This is a genomic window from Dechloromonas denitrificans (assembly GCF_020510665.1).
Taxonomy (GTDB): Bacteria; Pseudomonadota; Gammaproteobacteria; order Burkholderiales; family Rhodocyclaceae; genus Azonexus; species Azonexus denitrificans_B.
Genome location: NZ_CP075187.1, coordinates 2,499,720 through 2,519,340 on the forward strand (window position 1 = coordinate 2,499,720; position 19,621 = coordinate 2,519,340).

17 protein-coding genes are annotated in these 19,621 nt (G+C 58.5%); 4 read left to right on the top strand and 13 right to left on the bottom strand.

Annotation, left to right across the window (positions count from 1 at the left end; genetic code table 11):
- Positions 1-115 precede the first annotated feature (115 nt).
- The gene (locus tag KI614_RS11875; RefSeq protein ID WP_226405939.1) at positions 116-1,576 is read left to right on the top strand and encodes a sensor domain-containing diguanylate cyclase; all 1,461 of its coding nucleotides are present in this window, start codon (positions 116-118) and stop codon (positions 1,574-1,576) included.
- 65 nt (positions 1,577-1,641) lie between these two features.
- Here the strand turns inward: KI614_RS11875 and KI614_RS11880 are convergent, their stop codons facing one another.
- The 3 genes from KI614_RS11880 to KI614_RS11890 all read right to left on the bottom strand — a co-directional run bounded on the left by KI614_RS11880 (position 1,642) and on the right by KI614_RS11890 (position 4,656).
- The gene (locus KI614_RS11880; protein WP_226405940.1) at positions 1,642-2,442 is read right to left on the bottom strand and encodes an ABC transporter ATP-binding protein; all 801 of its coding nucleotides are present in this window, start codon (positions 2,440-2,442) and stop codon (positions 1,642-1,644) included.
- Positions 2,443-2,456: 14 nt separating this feature from the next.
- Complete coding sequence (ntrB, locus tag KI614_RS11885; RefSeq protein WP_226405941.1) at positions 2,457-3,413, bottom strand: nitrate ABC transporter permease; 957 nt, start codon at positions 3,411-3,413, stop codon at positions 2,457-2,459.
- A gap of 61 nt (positions 3,414-3,474) precedes the next feature.
- Entirely contained in the window at positions 3,475-4,656 is a 1,182-nt protein-coding gene (locus KI614_RS11890; protein WP_226405942.1) for a CmpA/NrtA family ABC transporter substrate-binding protein, read from the bottom strand.
- Here KI614_RS11890 and KI614_RS11895 point away from each other — a divergent pair.
- Positions 4,649-4,963 carry a hypothetical protein gene (locus KI614_RS11895; protein WP_226405943.1) on the top strand — a complete coding sequence of 105 codons (315 nt, stop codon included), beginning with the start codon at positions 4,649-4,651 and terminating at the stop codon, positions 4,961-4,963. The two genes, KI614_RS11890 and KI614_RS11895, sit on opposite strands and share 8 nt — an antisense overlap.
- Positions 4,964-5,048: 85 nt before the next feature.
- Here the strand turns inward: KI614_RS11895 and KI614_RS11900 are convergent, their stop codons facing one another.
- Positions 5,049-5,624: an ANTAR domain-containing response regulator gene (locus KI614_RS11900; RefSeq protein ID WP_226405944.1), complete on the bottom strand. Its 576-nt coding sequence runs from the start codon at positions 5,622-5,624 to the stop codon at positions 5,049-5,051.
- A gap of 8 nt (positions 5,625-5,632) precedes the next feature.
- A complete protein-coding gene (locus KI614_RS11905) occupies positions 5,633-6,013 on the bottom strand; it encodes a sirohydrochlorin chelatase (protein ID WP_226405945.1) in 381 nt (126 codons plus the stop codon).
- A gap of 308 nt (positions 6,014-6,321) precedes the next feature.
- On the opposite strand from KI614_RS11905, the gene KI614_RS11910 reads away from it, so the two are divergent.
- Positions 6,322-7,896, top strand: a complete 1,575-nt coding sequence (locus KI614_RS11910) for a bacteriohemerythrin (protein WP_226405946.1) — start codon at positions 6,322-6,324, stop codon at positions 7,894-7,896.
- Between the two features lie 3 nt (positions 7,897-7,899).
- Here KI614_RS11910 and KI614_RS11915 read toward each other — a convergent pair whose 3' ends face one another.
- The 8 genes from KI614_RS11915 to KI614_RS11950 form a co-directional block, all read right to left on the bottom strand.
- The gene (locus tag KI614_RS11915; RefSeq protein ID WP_226405947.1) at positions 7,900-9,588 is read right to left on the bottom strand and encodes a bifunctional protein-serine/threonine kinase/phosphatase; all 1,689 of its coding nucleotides are present in this window, start codon (positions 9,586-9,588) and stop codon (positions 7,900-7,902) included.
- A gap of 55 nt (positions 9,589-9,643) precedes the next feature.
- On the bottom strand, positions 9,644-10,858 hold the full coding sequence (locus tag KI614_RS11920; protein WP_226405948.1) for a nitrate/nitrite transporter: 1,215 nt from the start codon (positions 10,856-10,858) through the stop codon (positions 9,644-9,646).
- 393 nt (positions 10,859-11,251) lie between these two features.
- Positions 11,252-12,976 carry a bifunctional protein-serine/threonine kinase/phosphatase gene (locus KI614_RS11925; protein WP_226405949.1) on the bottom strand — a complete coding sequence of 575 codons (1,725 nt, stop codon included), beginning with the start codon at positions 12,974-12,976 and terminating at the stop codon, positions 11,252-11,254.
- Positions 12,977-13,043: 67 nt separating this feature from the next.
- A complete protein-coding gene (locus tag KI614_RS11930) occupies positions 13,044-13,856 on the bottom strand; it encodes a formate/nitrite transporter family protein (protein ID WP_203467247.1) in 813 nt (270 codons plus the stop codon).
- 77 nt (positions 13,857-13,933) lie between these two features.
- A complete protein-coding gene (locus tag KI614_RS11935; protein ID WP_226405950.1) occupies positions 13,934-14,365 on the bottom strand; it encodes a hypothetical protein in 432 nt (143 codons plus the stop codon).
- A gap of 70 nt (positions 14,366-14,435) precedes the next feature.
- Positions 14,436-14,747, bottom strand: coding sequence for a nitrite reductase small subunit NirD (gene nirD / locus KI614_RS11940; protein ID WP_226405951.1), 312 nt, complete (start codon positions 14,745-14,747; stop codon positions 14,436-14,438).
- A gap of 24 nt (positions 14,748-14,771) precedes the next feature.
- Positions 14,772-17,216, bottom strand: a complete 2,445-nt coding sequence (gene nirB / locus KI614_RS11945; RefSeq protein ID WP_226405952.1) for a nitrite reductase large subunit NirB — start codon at positions 17,214-17,216, stop codon at positions 14,772-14,774.
- Between the two features lie 242 nt (positions 17,217-17,458).
- The gene (locus tag KI614_RS11950; protein WP_226405953.1) at positions 17,459-18,307 is read right to left on the bottom strand and encodes a LysR family transcriptional regulator; all 849 of its coding nucleotides are present in this window, start codon (positions 18,305-18,307) and stop codon (positions 17,459-17,461) included.
- A 99-nt stretch (positions 18,308-18,406) separates the two neighbouring features.
- On the opposite strand from KI614_RS11950, the gene KI614_RS11955 reads away from it, so the two are divergent.
- The gene (locus KI614_RS11955) at positions 18,407-19,615 is read left to right on the top strand and encodes a YbfB/YjiJ family MFS transporter (protein WP_226405954.1); all 1,209 of its coding nucleotides are present in this window, start codon (positions 18,407-18,409) and stop codon (positions 19,613-19,615) included.
- Positions 19,616-19,621: the final 6 nt, after the last annotated feature.

Below are 19,621 nucleotides of genomic sequence, written 5' to 3' on the forward strand. Positions count from 1 at the left end.
GAGGTTCAAACATTAGCGTCACTTTCATCAATCCTACAAGGACGCATATCAAAATACGCACGACGGACTGTCATGGATTCTCGCCCGGCTTTGCCACATAATCAGCAAAATGAAGATGACGACCAGAATATTCAATCACCGCAGATTGCTTCTACTACTGAGCCTGCTGCTCAGTGCAGGTTTCTTTGCCACCACATTGTTCGGCTATTTCGTATCCAAGGATGCGATCCGCTCAGCCATCATCGGACAGGACCTGCCACTTACGTCGAGCAATATCTATTCCGAAATCCAGAAAGACCTCGTCCGCCCGGTATTGATCTCGTCCACCATGGCGCATGATACTTTCCTGCGCGACTGGGTGCTCAAGGGAGAGCGGGACGTCAGTGCGATGGCCCAGTATCTCGGCGAGGTCAAAAAACGTCACGCTGCATTCAGCAGCTTCTTCGTTTCGGACAAAACCGGCCACTACTATACCGGCGAAGGCATTCTCAAACACGTGTCAGCCAGCGAACCGCGCGATGCCTGGTATCACCGCGTCCGCGACATGAAACAGGATTATGAAATCAATGTCGATCCCGATCTGGCGAACAAGGATGCGCTGACCATTTTCATCAATTACCGGGTATTCGATTTTGACGGGAATTATATCGGTGCCACCGGCATCGGCCTGACAGTCGATGCCGTCCGCCACCTGATTGCCAGTTACCAGCAGCGCTTCAACCGGACAATCTACTTTGTCGATGCAAGCGGCCACATCGTCCTCTTCGGCAATCAGCCGGGCCGGGAAGCTGACTTGCATAAAGCCCAGGGGATCGGTGCTCAACTCGACACCATCCTGCGCGAAAAGGCCGGCTCGTACCAGTTTGTCGCCAACGGTGACAATCATGTACTCAACGTCAATTACCTGAGCGAACTGAACTGGTATCTTTTCGTCGAGCAAAATGAAGATGCCGCCCTCGCCGGCATTCGCCAGACGCTCTACGCCAATCTGGCAATCAGTCTGGTGGTGACCTTGCTGGTCATTTTTCTGACCCACATCGCACTCGGCCGCTACCAGTTCAGAATCGAGGAAATGGCCTCGAAAGACAAGTTGACCGGGCTGCTCAACCGCCATGCCTGCTCGATCATTCTTGACCGCCTGCTCGCCGCCTACCGCCGCACCCCGAAACCGATCAGCATCTTGCTGGCCGACGTCGATCACTTCAAGGACATCAACGATCGCCATGGCCATCGGGTTGGCGATCAAGTGTTAAACGGCATCGCCCGGCAAATCCAGCGGAGCATCCGCGAGTCCGATGTGGCGGTGCGCTGGGGTGGCGAAGAGTTCCTGATCATTCTTCAAGCCTGCGACCAGACCGAAGCCGAACATTTGGCCGAGAAATTGAGGGTTTCGGTGGCCGAATGCATTCCCGATCCAACCGACCCCGACATCCGGATTACCGTCAGCATTGGCGTCAGCCAGTTCGACGGAGCGGAATCGCTTGATCAGACCATAGATCGGGCCGATGCAGCGCTCTACTCCGCCAAGCAAAGCGGACGCAACCTGGTCTGTACGGCAGCGGCGCATACGGCATGAAAAACCCGCCGGTTTGATCCGGCGGGCAAGTACGCTCCTGGCGCAGAAGGCGCCGCACCAACGACTCAGGCGACCAGTTTTTCGACGTGCGCCTGTTTTTTGTAGAGAAACTCAAGAACCGCAGCACGATATCGGATGTAATCCGGATCATGCGCCAGCGTCAGGCGATTTCTCGGTCTGGGCAGGTCGACCGCAAGAATCTCGCCGATCGTCGCCGCCGGGCCGTTGGTCATCATCACGATGCGGTCCGAGAGCAGCACCGCCTCGTCGACATCGTGGGTAACCATGACCGTCGTTGCCTTGGTCGCCTCGCAGATCTTCATCAGCTCGTCCTGCAGCTTGGCGCGGGTCAGCGCATCCAGCGCGCCGAAAGGCTCGTCCATCAGCAGCACCTTGGGCTGCATCGACAAGGCGCGGGCGATGCCGACGCGCTGCTTCATGCCGCCGGAAATTTCGTTCGGATACTTGGCGCTGGCGTGGTCGAGGCCGACCAGATGGATGGCGGCGGCCGTGCGTTCCTTGAGCTTGGCCTTGCCTTCCTTTTCACCAAACACCCGCTCGACGGCCAGATAGACGTTTTCAAAACAGGTCAGCCAGGGCAGCAGGCTGTGGTTCTGGAAAACCACGGCGCGCTCCGGGCCGGGGCCGGCGATTTCACGGTCTTCCAGCAACAACACGCCAGTACTCGGCTTGGTCAGCCCGGCAATCAGGTTGAGCAGCGTCGATTTGCCGCAGCCGGAGTGGCCGATCAGGGCGATGAACTCGCCTTGCTTGATGGTCAGGTCAATATCGCGCAGGGCGACGAACTTGCCCTTCTTGGTGTCGAAAGTCTGGCCAACACGTTGAACTTGTACGAATTTTTCCATGATGCTCTCCCGGATCAGGCGGATTCTTTGGTCAGCTTCTTGGCGAGCATGATCAGGCTTTGCTCGAGAATCAGGCCGACGATACCAATGACGAAGATGGCGATGATGATGTGCTCGACCTTGAGGTTGTTCCACTCGTCCCACACCCAGAAGCCGATACCGACGCCGCCGGTGAGCATTTCAGCCGCCACGATGACCAGCCAGGCGGTGCCGATCGACAGGCGGATACCGGTCAGCATGTAAGGCAGCACAGCCGGGAAGAGGATCTTGGTGACGACCTTCCACTCCGACAACGCCAGCACGCGGGCAACGTTGAGGTAATCCTGCGGCACACGCTGCACGCCTTGTGCCGTGTTCATGATCATCGGCCAGATCGAGCAGATGAAGATGGTGTAGGTCGCTGCCGGATCAGCCTTCTTGAAGACCAGCAGGCCGATCGGCAGCCAGGCCAGCGGCGACACCGGGCGCAGCAGGCTGATGATCGGGTTGATCATCGCCGACAGGAAGGCCGAGCGACCGAGGATGAAGCCGAGCGGAATGCCGACCAGCGCAGCAAATCCGAAGCCGATACCGACGCGCTGCAGCGAAGACAGAATATTCCAGCCGATGCCCTGGTCGTTCGGTCCGTTGCGGTAGAACGGGTCGGCAAACAACGCGACTGCCGCATCCCAGGTTTGCACCGGGCCAGGAATGCTGCCGCCCTTGTGGGTAGCGACATACCAGATGCCGAGCAGGATCAGCATGCCGAGGCTGGGCGGCAAGATCTCCCGCAACAGATGATTGATTTTTTCACCGAAAGGCACACCACTCGGCATCGTTTTTGTTTGTTCCATTGTTTTTTCCTTGGCTGGCACTGCAGCAAGCTGGGCACCCGAGTGGCTGCCGGTTTCCCCTGCCGGGAGACTTGCCTGCGGGTTGCGGTCGACCGCTGTTTCAAGGCCGAAATCACCGTTCATCGTCGTGGCACTCATGGTTCTCTCCTGGTTGCCGGCCATGCCTGAATCAAGCAGGCATGGCCGGTTTTAAGCCGCGTTAAGCCTTGACCTTGAAAGCATCGGCGTACTTGGCCGGGTCCTTGCCATCCCAGACCACGCCGTCGACCAGCTTGCTGCTGCGCATGTCGCTCTTCGGCAGGGCGACACCGGCCGCCGCTGCACCCTGCTTGTAGATGTCGATACGATTGACCTGCTTGGCGACAGCCAGGTAATCCGGATGACTCTTGAGCAAGCCCCAGCGCTTGTGCTGGGTCATGAACCACATGCCGTCCGACAGGTAAGGGAAATTCACCGCACCGTCATTGAAGAACTTCATGTGGTTCTTGTCGTCCCAGCTCTTGCCCAGACCGTTCTGGTAGCGACCGAGCATGCGGGCGACGATGACCTCGGTATCGGTATTGACGTAGGACTTCTGGGCGATCGTTTCGGCCGTCTTCTGCTTGTTCGGCAGCGAGGCATCGATCCACTTGCTGGCATCAAGAATGGCGGCGACCACGGCACGCGCCGTATTCGGATTTTTCTGGACCCACTCGGCCGTCGTCCCGAGAATCTTTTCCGGGTGATCGGTCCAGATATCCTGCGTTGTCGTGGCCGTGAAGCCGATGTTGTCCATGATCGCGCGGTTGTTCCACGGCTCGCCGACGCAATAGCCATCCATGTTGCCGACGCGCATGTTGGCAACCATCTGCGGCGGTGGCACGGTGATCGTCTTGACGTCCTTGAGCGGGTTGATGCCATTCGCCGCCAGCCAGTAGTACAGCCACATGGCGTGCGTGCCGGTCGGGAAGGTCTGGGCGAAGGTGTACTCCCGTTCTTTCTTGGCAAGCAATTTGGCCAGACTGGGGCCGTCGACCGCACCCTTGTCCTTCATCTGGTTAGACATCGTGATCGCCTGACCGTTGGTATTCAAGGTCATCAGATTGGCCATGTCCTTCTTCGGCCCGCCAATCCCCATCTGCACGCCATAGACCAGGCCGTACAGCACATGGGCGCAGTCGAGCTCACCATTGACCAGCTTGTCGCGCACCGAGGCCCAGGAAGCTTCCTTGGTCGGGATGATCTTGATGCCGTACTTCTCGTCGAACTTGTTCACCGCCGCCATGACGACGGAAGCACAGTCAGTCAGCGGGATGAAGCCGATACGGACTTCCTTCTTCTCGGGGGCATCCGAACCGGCAGCCCAGGCCGCGCTGCGTACACCAGGAGGAACCATGGACATGAGCGATGCTCCCAATGCAGCTGATACAAAATCACGGCGCGAAAAAGAGGATGACTTTTCGACGGCACCTTCGACAACCAGTTTCTTGTCTTCCATTGCTTGCTCCTTGATAACGAAAATCCAAAAACAAATGGGCGTCGCATCTGTGCTGCGCTTTGGCAGTACAGATGGACGCCCTTGTCCTGTGCGCTGGCTTTTGCCCAACGCTTGCCCGGTCGCCATTGACCGTGCGTTTAAAAGGACTATTGCAATGGCCGTGCCAGGATTAGTTAAAAGGAACTATATAAATGTAACTATATGGTTTTAAATGGATTTTTGTCGAATAGACGGTCAGAAAACTCGCCGAAAAAATGCACTGTTGCGGTGCAACAAGGCGACTCAACCGCACAGCTTTAGAGCAGCACGCGCGCCATATCGATCACGTCACGCGCCACTTTGGCCATGCTCTGGCCGCGCTCCATGGCCAGCTTGCGCATCGCATGGTAAGCCGCGTCCTCGTCGAGGCCGCGCGCCTTCATCAAGACGCCCTTGGCCTTGTCGACCAACTTACGGTCGGTCAGCTTCTTGGATATTTCATCAAGCTCGCGGCGCAGCGCCTGGGTATCTTCGAAACGCGCCCGGGCAACCTCGACAATCGGCTTGATCCGTTTCGGATCGAGGCCATCGACGATATACGCCGAAACGCCGGCCTTGACGGCATCACGGATGGTTTCCTGGCCATCTTCCTGAGTAAAGATGACGACTGGACGCGGCATATCCTTGTTCATCGTTGCCAGATTTTCAAGGGTGTCGCGACTCGGGCTTTCCGTGTCGATCAGGATCACATCCGGCTGCAGTCTCTCGACTTCAGCCGTCAGATTGTCGGCGCCGGCCAGGATGGCTGCAACCTGATAGCCGGCAAGCGCCAGCCCGGCACAGATTTCTCCGGCCCGCGAACGGGATTCATCAATAACTAGGACAGTAAGCATGCCAGACTCTAAGCAAACTCCGAACCAGCTGCCCCAAGTGCGGCTTCAGCCATGGCTTGAACCACGATCTCGTTTTCGCCGATCACCCCGCTCAGTGAAAAATCGACGTCCGGATAGGTCGACCGCAGCGACGCCAGGATTTCCGGTGTTTCCTTCTTCAGATGGCCGCCACGGGCGATGAACATCGGAATCACAACGATCTTTTTCGCCCCCTGTGCGATCAGTTGGCTGGCACATTCCGGCAGGGTTGGCGTCATGAATTCGAGAAAAGCCAGTTCAACGGGGGCATCCGTCACGCGCAAACGCATTGCTGCCTGAACCCGCCGCATCGGATTGGCCCATTCCGGATCGCGGGCACCGTGGGCAAAAAGAATCAGGGCTGTGGTCATGGTTTATCTCTCCAGAAAGTTGGGTGGATTATCCCGCCCACCGCCTGATTAGGCCAGACCGTTTTGTGTCCAACGAGCTTACCTGCTCCACGCGGCACCTTATTCATCAGGCCAAGGCAAATTAAATCCTTTTGACCTAAGTCAGACGACGTAGATCAATATCCCACTAAGCTGCACGGCGTTGTTTTTCACACTTTTCACTGATCGGGCAATTCAGGCAATTAAGGACCAAAATTGTCTTTTTTTGCAAATCCCAAGCGACGAGATTTTGCTCATCAATGTTCTAGTCATGGCAAAAAACTGAAATCATGAACAAGGATCAGGAAATTCTGGCCGTCAGCCGACTGGTTTTCGAGTTAACCAAGATCGGCAGTGTCGATGCCGACCTCGACCGTCTGCAGGCACGCCTGTTCGATCTGCTGCACGCACTGCCGGGCATTTGCGTCATTCCCAAGAGCGCCCTGCTGCTCTTCAATCCGCGACATCGTCTTGTCCAGGTTGCCCAATTCGGCTTGCCCGCAGCCTGGGGACGCGCCAGCCAACAGGGCAACGAAATTGATCCGTCACGCGCTTTCGACCCACACGCCCGTCTCGGCACGCCGGCCACGCACCGGCCGGCCCTGTCGCTGGTCGGCATCGAGGACCAGGCGCCCTGCCTGACCCTCCCGCTCAGCGACAACGGAAAATCGATCGGCTACCTGCTCGTTTTCATTGAGGCAGACTGGCAGCCCGATGCTGTTGAACTGGAATTCATGAGCGACCTGGCGCAAGCCGTCTCAATGCTGGTATCGCGCAGCATGGTGAACGAAACGCTACGGGTCCGCGAAGTCGAACTCGAAGATGCCCGGACCGATGCCATTCGCCGCCTGGGCACCGCATCGGAATACCGCGACAACGAAACCGGCATGCACATCATGCGCATGACGCACTACGCGACCAGTATCGCCAAGGCGATGGGCTTGTCGCTCGAACTGCGCGAGCTGCTCGCCATTTGCGCCCCGATGCACGATGTCGGCAAGATCGGCATTGCCGACGCCATTCTGCTCAAGCCGGGCCGCCTGACGCCCGATGAGTTCGAAGTGATGAAAACGCACACCGAAATCGGCAAGCGTCTGCTCGAAGGCAGCGACGCCCTGATCTCTGCCGCCCGCGACATTGCGGCTTACCACCACGAACGTTGGGACGGCACCGGTTATCCATACGGCCTGCGCGGCGAGGAAATTCCGGTGTTGGCGCGCGTTTGCGCGATTGCCGATGTCTTTGACGCCCTCACGTCGATACGCCCCTACAAGCGCCCCTGGTCATTTGAAGACGCCATCGCTTACGTTCACCAGGAAGCCGGGCGTTATTTCGATCCCTCCGCCGTTGCCGCTTTTGACCGGGCCATGCCCGAGATCATCCGCATCCGCGAACTCTACCGGGACGACATCATTGATCCGAACCAGGTACTCGACCTTCCGCCCGTGGCCTACCGCGAAGATCGCTGGGTCGCCTGGGATGAGGCGCTCAGTGTCGGGATTGATGTCATCGACGAACATCATCGCTACCTGTTCGACCTGACCAATGACCTGTTCGACGTGGTTGCGGCAAAACGCGGCGCCCGCGACGTGGCCCGCATCCTGAAGTCGCTGGACCAGTACGCCCAGGTTCACTTCCGGGCCGAAGAGCGGATGATGGCCCACCACGCCTACGGCGAACAGGACAAGCAACACGCCCAGCACCGTGATTTTGAAACGCGGCTCGACGAGTTTTATGGCGAACTGCACGACAACCCGCTGACCGCACAGTTCGATGTCCTGATTTACCTGCGCGACTGGCTGATCAAGCACATCAAGCTGGAAGATGCCAAATTGAAGGAACTGGTCACCACCAACCGGAAGTGATACTCAGCGCAGCAAAATCAGCCACAACACGAGGTTGACCGCGAGCGAACAGGCAGCCACGCCTTTCCAAAACACCAGCGGATTGCGCTGGATCAGCGGCTGCCTTCCCGGCGGCGCAATCGGCCGGCTGGCACCGCGCTCAAGCGCCAGGATAAATTCTTCGGCCGTTTCGAAGCGGTCCTTGGCCAGCCTGGCAACACTTTTGAGCAGGATATTTTCCAGCCAGCCGGGAATTTCCGGACGCCAGCGCGTCGGCCGGGCCGGATCACCGAATTTCGGCGTCTGGAAAGGCTCGATCTCGCCATACGGATATTTACGGGTCAGCAGGTAATACAGCACAACCCCGGCCGCATAGAGGTCGTTGGCTGCGGCCGGCTCGGCATTTTCAAACAGTTCCGGTGCCATGTAAGACGGCGTGCCGGCCTGGCCGACAGGCTCGTCCGGCTTGCGCTCGCCGAGGCTGACGGCAACGCCCAGATCGAGGACACGCAAGACACCGTCCTGTCCGAGATGGATGTTGTCGGTCTTGATGTCGCGATGCACGATATCCAGCCGGTGCAAGGTGGCAATCGCACGCAACAGGGCAACACCGAGGCGGACCACTTCACCGACCGGAAAATGCTGTCCGGCATCCAGCCGGTCCTGCAAGGTAGCGCCGGCATGCCAGGTCATCAGGTAATACAGGCAGCTACGCTGGTCGGCCGGTACGACTTGTGGAAAGAACGGCGAAACGACGCGACGGGCGCGCCACTCCTCCATCAGCAAGGCGGAGGCGGCAGCAGTGTCGCCTTCCATGCTGGCCTGCAAGGTCTTGAGGACCAGCAACTGCCCGTTACGCTGATTTTTGACGCGATAAAGCAGGGTTTCCCGCGCGTCGTGCAAAACCTCTTCGATCAAAAAGCCATCCAGCTCATGCCCCGGCTTGAGACGATGCGGCAAAGGCAGGCTGACTGCACTTTCGAGACTATCGCGCAGACCGGCCGGCGGCAGGGTCAGGATATCCAGCACGACGGCAGTGGCGTTGTCATGCCCGCCCTGGGCCAGCGCCAGGCTGGTCAGGGCGGCGGCAGCACCTTGCGGCTCGGGATGATCGAGCAGCACTTCGCGCATCAGCGCATCCGGCAAAACGCCCCAGACACCATCGGAAACCAGCAAAAAACGGTCGTCGACCGCAAGATCGCCATCGGCGAAATCCATCAGCACGCGCGGGTCGAGGCCGATGGCACGGGACAGCACATTATTCAGTTCCGGATGTTCCCAGGTGTGATCGACGGTCAGGCGATCGAGCCGCCCCCCCTGCAAGCGATAAATGCGGCTGTCGCCGATATGCGCCGTATAAAAACGACGGCCGCGCACCACCAGCGCCGACAAGGTCGTTGCCATGCCGGTCAGCTCGGCATCCCGCCCGGCTTCGGCGATGACCCAGCGATTGAGGGCGGTCGTCACCGTTTCGATGGCTCGCGGCACACCCCAGGTGTCGGGCGTGGCAAAATAATCGGCCAACAACCCGCGTACCGTATATTCAGCCGCCTCGCGTCCGCCGCGATGGCCGCCAATGCCATCGGCAACCGCCGCGATGACGCCCTTGTTTTCAAGCTCCAGCCCCTCCGGCGTGGCGAAACCGGCGTAATCCTCATTGCGCTCGCGAGGTCCGGTCAGGGAGGCTTGGCCAATGGCAAGTTGTAAGGGCATGATCGACTCGAATGAAAAAAGCGGCGCAAACACTGCGCCGCCGGGTGACTTTACGTCAGATCTTGGCGGCCGTCAGATAACTGGCCCCCCAGGTGGTCCGCCAGCGGGTCTTGACGCCGGTCAGGCCAACCAGAGCAAGCACGGCCAGTGCGGCAAAAATCATGAAACCCATCTGGTAGCTGCCGGTGATCTGGCGGGAATAACCAAGGCTGGATGCCAGGTAGAAGCCGCCCACCCCGCCGGCCATGCCGACCAGGCCGGTCATCACGCCGATTTCCTTGCGGAACCGCTGGGGCACCAACTGGAATACCGCACCGTTCCCTGTCCCGAGAGCCAGCATGGCACCGACGAAGGCGACCAGTGCCATCCACGCTTCCGGCAGGCCGAGGCTGACGATGGCCAGAAAAATGGCGGCGAAGATATACATCACGGTCAGCGATTTGACGCCGCCGATACGATCCGCCAGGTTGCCGCCGATCGGGCGAACCAGCGATCCGGCGAAAACGCAACCGGCGGTAAAGAACCCAGCTGTTTTCGGATCAAGCCCGTACTGGGTGTTGAAGTAGATGACCAGCGAGGAAGCCAGGCCGACGAAACCGCCGAAAGTCACCGAATAGAAGAACATGAACCACCAGGCATCCTTGTCCTTGAGCACTTTCAGGTACTCGGCGAAGGTCTTCGGCGGCGGCGCGTCGGGCGCATCCTTGGCCATGAAGCAGAAGGCGATCAGCACCAGGATCAGCGGAATGAGCACGATCCCGAACACATTGGTCCAGCCGAAGGCGGCCGCCAGGCCGGGGGCGAACAAAGCCGCCAGCGCAGTCCCGGAGTTGCCGGCACCGGCAATGCCCATCGCCGTGCCTTGATGCTCGGCCGGATACCAGCGCGACGCCAGCGGCAGAGCAGCTGCAAACGAGGCGCCGGCAACGCCGAGGAAGACGCCGAGGATAAGCACCTCGTTGTAGGAATGCACGCCGATCAACCAGGCATAAGCCATGGCTGCAATAACAACGATCTGACCGATGATGGCCGCTTTTTTCGGCGACAGACGATCAACCAGAATCCCCATGACGATACGCAACAAGGCGCCGGCCAGCACCGGCGTGGCGACCATCAGGCCCTTCTGGGCGTGCGTCAGGCCGAGATCCTTGGCGATCCCGATACCGAGCGGACCGAGGATGACCCAGACCATGAAAGCCAGGTCGAAGTAGAGGAATGCCGCCAGAAGCGTGGGCGTGTGGCCGGCTTGCAGGAATGATTTTTTGTCCATTTTGGGTCTGTTTTCCGGGTTGACCGTACCCCGCAGGAAACATCCTTGGGGTGCAGGAACGGTCGTTGAAGGGGATGCTTGCTTCAGCGCATGGCTTCGTCGCCACCAGCCCACCCTCGTTGGCGGAAATCGCTGTGATACCTGGATATCGCAAGCGCCGTGCCAGCCATACAAACCACTGATTTATATGGACAATCAAGAATTGCGCAGGCATCCGGCGCACCAAAAGCATGCACGGCATACCATGGCGGTGCAGGCGTCTGATGCATTGACGCACCAGGAAAAGACACCCCTTGCGCCAATCACCGGTGCGGAGCGCCGCCACCGGAGCGCAGTGCCACCCGGTTTTGCTGATTTCCCGCTGTTTGCCGCGGTCGACCGCGGCAAACAGCCTTATTTGAAGCGGATCAGACTCAAGACGATCAGCGCCAGCATCAGGACAAAAGAAACGCTCTTCCAGAAAATCACCGGGTTGCGCTCAATCAGCGGCGGGCGGGTCTTGTTGAGGAAATCGCGATTCGGGTGGTGCAGGTCGTAAATGAACTCGGATAACTCTTCGTAACGCTCGAAGGGATCGGGATCGACAGCCTTGCGGATCGCATCATCGACCCAGGGCGGGATTTCCTTCTCATCATTAAGCACCGATTGATAGACGAGCTTTCGCTGGGCCGCCTTGGTCCGCGACTTGGCAAGTTCGATGCCGTAGGGCAATTTACCGGACAGCATCTGGCAGGCGATCACACCGAGCGAGAAAATGTCGGAGCGCGATGACCCGTTTTCGCCGAGAAAATACTCCGGCGCCGCATAGGTGGCCGAGCCGAGCAGGTTGATCTGCTCGATCGGGGTCGCGATCTCCATCACGCCGGCCACTCGTGTCGCGCCGAAATCGATGATTTTCACCGTGCCGGTGCTGTCGATCATGATGTTGTCGGGACGAATGTCCTGATGCACCATTTCCAGACGATGAAAAGCCTGCAGCCCTTTGGCCGCCTGTTCGAGAATCCCGCGCACACTGGCCAGATCCGGCTTGGGATTGTCGATCATCCATTGAGTCAGCGTCTGTCCCTCGATGAACTCGGTCACGACATAGATGTAATTGCGCTTGCGCGTCTGCTGGCAAGGCTTGAGGACATGGGCGCTGTTGATGCGGCGGGCGATCCACTCTTCCATCAGGAAGCGTTCGAGATAGGCTGGATCACCCTGCAGATCGATCGACGGTGTCTTGATGACGACTTTTTGCCCACTTTCACCGTCGACCGCAAGATAGATGTGGCTCCGGCTGCTGCCCTTGATTTCGCGAATGATCTGGTAACCGTCGAATTGCGCACGCGGCTCAAGCAGCGGCGCGAAAGGGAGCTCGGCAATCTGCCGATAGATTTCGTTGGCCTCCGGACTGGGCAAGGCCTCGATTCTGACAATCTGCAAAGTCAGGTTATCGCCACTGCCCTGCCGATAGGCTTCCTCGACAATGCACTTGGCGGCCGCATCCAGATCGGCAGCGCAGGCATCCAGCGTGGCAACGATGAAATCTGCCGTGACGAATTCATAAACGCCATCCGTCGCCAGCAGAAACAGATCGTTTTGCTCGATCTGAACGGACTGATAATCGACCTCCAGCTTGCGGTCGATACCCAAAGCGCGCGCCAGATGGCTCTGGGCCGAGGAAATCCAGACCCGGTGATCCTCGGTCAGTTGCTTGAGTTCGCGGTTGCGCAACTGGTAGATCCGCGTGTCGCCGACATGAAAAAGATGCGCTGTCGTCGATTTGATGACCATGCCGCTGAACGTGCAGACATAGCCACGATCCTTGTCGTAGCGGTGCTGGCTTTGTTGCGTCTGCGAATGCAACCATGAATTGGTCGCGACCAGCACCCGCTCGCCGGATGTCCTGACCGACCAGGCCTCGGAAGTACAGTAATAATCCTCCAGAAAGCCCGTGACGGCAGACTGGGCGGCCACCTGGCTGACCTGGCTGCTGCTGATCCCGTCGGCCAGCGCAATGGCGATGCCCTTGGAACTGAGTTGCGGTTCGTTCGGGATGCAAAGTCCGTGGAAATCCTGGTTGCTTTCCTTGCGGCCCTTGTCGGAATACTGTCCAGCGGATATTTTGAGTTTCATGGTCACTTTTATACAAGAAAAGCCCCAGCCCTGAACGGGACTGAGGCTTTCTGGATGATCCGGCCGATTAGTTGAAGGTGCGCTTCGGGCCGGTCTTGATGTGCGTTGCGTACAGGGTCAGGCCGGTGAAAGCCAGGCCGCCGACCAGATTGCCGAGAACCACCGGGATTTCGTTCCAGATGAAATAGTCGAGGATCGAGAAATTGCCACCCATCATCAGGCCGGACGGGAAGAGGAACATGTTGACCACGGAATGCTCGAAAGTCATCGCGAAGAACAGCATGATCGGCATCCACATGGCGATCACCTTACCGCTGACGGTGGTCGAAATCATCGCACCAACCACGCCGGTGGAAACCATCCAGTTACACAGCATGCCGCGCATGAAAATGGTCAGCCAGCCCATCAAACCGTACTTGGCGTAGCCAATCGTCCGGGCTTCACCGATATGGCCGATCTTCGTTCCGATTTCATTCGGGGCCACCGAGAAACCATAGGTAAAAACAAAGGACATCATGAAAGCCACGGTCAATGCACCGAGGAAATTACCGGTAAAAACAACCCCCCAGTTTTTCAGGATGGCCTTGATCGTGACGCCCGGACGCTTGTCCAGCCAGGCCAGCGGCGTCAGCACGAATACCCCGGTCAACAAGTCAAAACCGAGCAAATAGAGCATGCAGAAACCGACCGGAAAAAGGATGGCGCCAACCAGCGGCTGGCCGGTCATCACCGAAGCGGTTACCGCGAATACGGCCGCCAACGCGAGGATGGCTCCCGCCATGTAAGCGCGGATCAGTGAATCGCGGGTGGACATGTAGATTTTCGATTCGCCCGCATCCACCATTTTGGTGACGAATTCAGAAGGTACCAGGTAAGCCATTTTGAGTTCCTTTATCTTGCTGGATGAATCCCAGCCTGAAGTTTTTTGATCTATCCGTCGCGCCCGAGATCGCGCGCTTACTTGCCATCCAGTCGAACCACCGTTTCCGGCGGCGCATTCGCAATTTGGTACTCGACCATGCGGATTGCGGTCAGGATGTCTGTCTTGCGCTGCCCGCAGATGTATTTGTCCGCTTCGGAAAAAACCATCTGCAAACGCCGCTTTTCAACATCGCCAAAGGCTTGTCCGTTGGCCAGTGCCAGCAGCAATTCCTGGATGCCGCTATAGAAATTGATCGAGCGACGATCCTTGTTGATGTAGGCCAACGCCAGGGCAACGTTGAACACACCGGCAACCGAAGCGACATGCTGGTGATCCCACTCTCCCGTCGCCACGAGGTGTGACAGATGGAGATGCGGAATGAGCATGGTGTGCACCTCTTCCGGTTCGCTGATACCAAATTCGGCACCCAGGAAACGGTTGATTTTGCGATGACCTGAAAAAGACATTTGACTCGCTTGTCGTTGGATTAGGCCGGACAACAAACGATCGTCCGGCCTGTTTATGAAAGAGACGGGATCAGACCGACAGGTAAACCTGTCCGCCCTCGACCTTGACCTCGAATTTGGTGCATGAGCCAACATCCGGCGCAACGGCATGGCCGTCTTCAAGACCGATATTCCAGCCATGCAGCGGGCAGGTCACCCGCTTGCCGTGCACGATGCCCTGCGACAACGGGCCGCCCTTGTGCGGGCATTTGTCGTGCATGGCAAAGACTTGGTCATCCGAGGTACGGAAGATGGCGATGTCGCCGCCAGTCGATGGCTTGACGATGCGCGAACCAAGTTGCGGGATGTCTTCCAGCGGGCAAATCAGTTTCCAGTTACTCATTTTATGTCCTCGTTTTCTGAATTCTCAAGCTTCGACCATGATCGGGATGAATTGCTTGACCGGACCTTCTTCGCGGGACGTGGCCCACGGATCCTTGGCATCCTTCAGTGAATCAAGCAAACCGGCGTACAGCGCCTTGCGGCCTTCCTCGTCCTCAAGAATCTTGCCCTTGATGTAGTCCAGACCGACGCGTTCCATGTAGTGGCAGGTGCGCTCCAGGTACCAGCCCTCAAGGCGGTAAAGTTGCAGGAAGGCACCGGAATACTCCATGACCTCCTCATCCGACGAAACCTTGCAGAGGAATTCGGCAACTTCGGTCTTGATGCCGCCGTTACCGGCGATGTAGATCTCGTAGCCTGAATCGACACCGATGATCCCGACGTCCTTGATGCCGGCTTCGGCACAGTTGCGCGGGCAACCGGAGACAGCCAGCTTGACCTTGTGCGGGGCGTACATGTCGAACAGCATCTTTTCAAGCTTGACGCCCATATCCATCGCCAGCTGTGTGCCGAAACGGCAGTGCTCGGCACCGACACAGGTCTTCACGGTGCGGATCGACTTGCCGTAGGCATGTCCGGAAACCATGCCAGCCGCGTTGAGGTCGGCCCACATCGCCGGCAGGTCTTCCTTCTTGACGCCGAGCAGGTCGATACGCTGACCACCGGTGACTTTCACGGTCGGCACGTTGTACTTTTCAGCGGCATCGGCGATGGCGCGCAGTTCGTTCGGCGTCGTCAGGCCGCCCCACATGCGCGGCACGACCGAGTAGGTGCCGTCCTTCTGGATATTGGCGTGCGACCGCTCATTGATGAAGCGCGACTGCGGATCGTCCTTGGCTTCGTGCGGCCAGGTCGAGATCAGGTAGTAGTTCACTGCCGGACGACACTTGTCGCAACCGTTCGGCGTCTTCCATTCCAGCGTCGCGAAGACAGCTTCCTTGGTAATCAGATGCTGGCTCAGGATGGCGTCGCGCACGACCTTGTGCGAGTGATCCGTACAGCCACAAACCGGCTTCTTGTCGGAAGCGGCCGGGGTATAGGCGCCACCGATGGTCGAGGCGAGAATCTGTTCGACCAGGCCAGCACAGGAACCGCAGGAAGATGCAGCCTTGGTGTGCTTTTTCACCTCGTCCAGCGTGAACAGGCCCTTTTCCTTGATGGCCTTGACGATGGTGCCCTTGGTGATGCCGTTACAGCCGCAAACCTCGGCACTGTCAGCCATTTCAGCTGCCTTGCTCTTGCCGGCGTGGCCGACGTCGCCGACCAGCGACTGGCCGAAGATCAGCGAATCACGAATGTCGTGGATATCGCGCTTGTCCTTGAGCAGCTGGAAATACCACGGGCCATCAGCCGTATCGCCGTACATCACGCCACCGACCAGCCTGTTGTCCTTGATCACCAGCTTCTTGTACACGCCGCCGTAGGGGTCGTTGAGCACGATTTCCTCGGTGCCCTCGCCGCCCATGTATTCGCCGGCCGAGAAGAGGTCGATGCCAGTCACCTTGAGCTTGGTCGAGGTCACCGAACCGGTATAGCGGCCGATGCCGTAGCCGGCCAGATGATTGGCCGCCACCTTGGCCTGCTCGAACAGCGGCGCAACGAGGCCGTAGGCGATACCGCGATGGCTGACACACTCGCCGACGGCGTACACCTTCGGGTCGTAGGTCTGCATGGTGTCGTTCACCACGATGCCACGGTTGCAGTAGATGCCCGACGATTCGGCCAGCGAATAGTTGGGGCGGATGCCGGCGGCCATGACGACGAGGTCGGCCGGAATCTGCATGCCGTCCTTGAAGCGAATCGCCGCGACACGACCGGATTCGCCCTGAATGAGCGCCTCGGTCTGCTTTTGCAGCAGGAACTTGAGCCCCTTGTCTTCGAGCGATTTCTGCAGCATGCGACCGGCAACTTCATCAAGCTGACGTTCGAGCAACCACGGGCCGAGGTGCACGACGGTCACATCCATGCCGCGCAGCTTCAAACCATTGGCCGCTTCGAGACCAAGCAAACCACCACCGATGACCACTGCGTGCTTGTGCAGCTTGGCGGCCTCGATCATCTCGTCGGTGTCCTTGATGTCGCGGTAACCGATGACGCCAGGCAGGTCGTTGCCGGGAATCGGCAACATGAAGGGTGTCGAACCCGTTGCAATCAGGAGGCGATCGTAATATTCCTCAGTGCCGTCTTCGGCAATGACCTTGCGGCTGACACGATCAATCGTCTTGATCTGCTTGCCGGTGTGCAGCGTGATGTTGTTTTCCTTGTACCACTCGAGTTCGTTGAGGACGATCTCCGAGATGGTCATTTCACCGGCCAGCACCGGGGAGAGCAGGATGCGGTTGTAGTTCGGGTGCGGCTCGGCGCCGAAGATGGTGATGTCGTAGTGATCCGGCTTGATCTTCAGGAGTTCTTCGACGGTGCGGACACCGGCCATGCCGTTGCCGATCAGGACGAGACGGGGTTTGCTCATTTTTGGCTCCAACGTTGCGCGCACCCTGGGGTGCAAAATTTATTTCAGCGCATGACGTCGTTGCCATCGAGCCGCCCCCGTTGGCGGTTGATTCGCTGTACTGGCAATCCTTATCGCAAGGCCCATGCCAGACAGACAAACAACTGTTTATTAAGCATTTTTTAAAAACCGCCGGAAGATAGACGCACCAAAACGGGGCGAGCATCTCCAGTGCGGTGCAGTTTCAAGCCCCCTCTGGATGATTACAAAGCGCTTGCAGCAACCGCCTGACTCAAGGTTTTCAATGCCGGCATCAGGCCGCCTTCTCGCAGCACGATCATGCCTGTGGGGACATTGGCAATATCGGCAGGAAGTGATTCGACCACCAGATCTGCCGCATGCAAAGATTTCTCAACCACGCGTCGCGGCATCAGCGTCCAGCCCAAGCCGACCGAGACACAACCCAGAATACCTTCGAGAGTCCCAAACTCCATGGCATCAGCCACGGCATGACCAATCGTGCGTTGCCAGGCCATTGCCCTCGCTCGGTAGGCACAACCTTCACGGAAAAGAATCAGTGGCTGGCGCGCCGGGCTGGCTCCGCGCGCGCAAACCTGCACCAGTTCTTCAACCACCAGTTGCTCGAAAACCAGGTCCGGATGCACGACGGGCCCAGCAACGAAGGCACAATCCAGTTTGTGACTCAAGACTTTGTCCATCAAGTGAGCCGTCGTATCGGTATAAACCCGCAACTCGATACCTGAATGACCGGCCCGGACAGCCTTCAGCGCCGTCGGCAAATGCAGGGCTGCAAAGGTTTCCATGGCACCGATGCGCAACTCGCCGACGCTCTCGCCAACCTGCCGGACTGCCGCGCTGGTCTGCCGCTCAAGCAGCAACATCCGACGTGCGTAATCAAGCAGGACGCGTCCCGAAGGTGCCAGTTCCAGGCCGCGCCCCTTGCGGAAAAAGAGATCGGTCCCAAGCTCCTCTTCCAGCCGGCGAATCCGGCCAGTCACGTTCGACTGAACGGTGTTGAGCTTGCGCGAAGCGGCAAGGATGCCGCCTTCCTCCACCACAGCCTGAAATGTTCGCAGGGCGACGAGCTCCATTGATATCTCCAATAAAGAACAAAGCATTCACAATAATTCATTTGTTTAGATTGATTATCCTCGTTAATGTATTAGTAACCAATAAGCTGGGATAAAAAAATGACTTCACAGAGAGAACGAATCAAAGTTCTTGGGGCAGGTATTTTCAGCCTGATTCTGGTACTTGGCGTGGCCCGCTTTTCGTACACCCCGCTGCTCCCGCTGATGCAGCAACAAGCCGGGCTGGGCGTTGCGGAAGCTGGCTGGCTGGCGGCTATCAACTACGCCGGCTATTTGAGTGGTGCATTGATTGCATCCCTGATCAGCGACCTGGTGCTTAAGGACAAGCTGTACCGGATCGGCCTGGTAACGGCCATTCTCAGTACGGCAGCCATGGGCATGAGCACCGACCTGACTATCTGGGCCATCTCGCGCTTTGTCGCGGGACTGAGCAGCGCAGCCGGCATGTTGCTTGGCACAGGGCTTATCCTGAACTGGCTGATTCGGCACAATCATCGCAGCGAGCTGGGCATCCACTTTGCCGGCATCGGCCTGGGCATTGCCGGCTGCGCTTCAGCCGTCGCCGTCATGAGCCAGGGGCTTGACTGGCGAGAGCAGTGGTTTGCCTTTACGTTGATCGGCTGCGTTCTGCTGATTCCTGCGCTCGCCTGGCTCCCTGCCCCCGACACCAGCGGTGTCACCCAGAGCGGCCAGAAAATGGAAGACAAGCCGCCCAGCCCACTTTTCATGCGCCTTTTCATGGCCGCCTATTTCTGTGCCGGGATCGGTTACGTCGTCAGCGCGACGTTTATTGTTGCCATTATCGAGCGCCTGCCGGGCCTGACGGGCCAGGGCAACTGGGTATTTCTGGCCATTGGTATCGGGGCGGCCCCTGCCTGCATCAACTGGGATTTCATTGCCCGACGCATTGGCGACCTGAATGCGCTGATTGCGGCCGCCATCCTGCAAATCGTCGGCATTCTCCTGCCGGTGATGATCGGCGGCCTGGGTGCTGCCATTTTCGGGGCGCTGCTCTTTGGCGGTACGTTCATCGGCATGGTCAGCCTGGTCCTGACCATGGCGGGGCGTTATTACCCGACCCGGCCGGCAAAAATGATGGGAAAAATGACGCTTTCCTACGGCGCGGCACAAATCATCGGCCCTGCCGTGACCGGCTGGCTGGCGACCTCGCTGGGCAGCTACAACGCAGGGCTGTACTTGGCAGCGACGGTCATGGCGATAGGCACATTACTGCTCTGGCTGCTCAAAAACGTCGAGCGACGCGATGCTTTGCAGGCACGGTTGGGCGCGCCCTGCCCGCAAAGCTGAACGCTG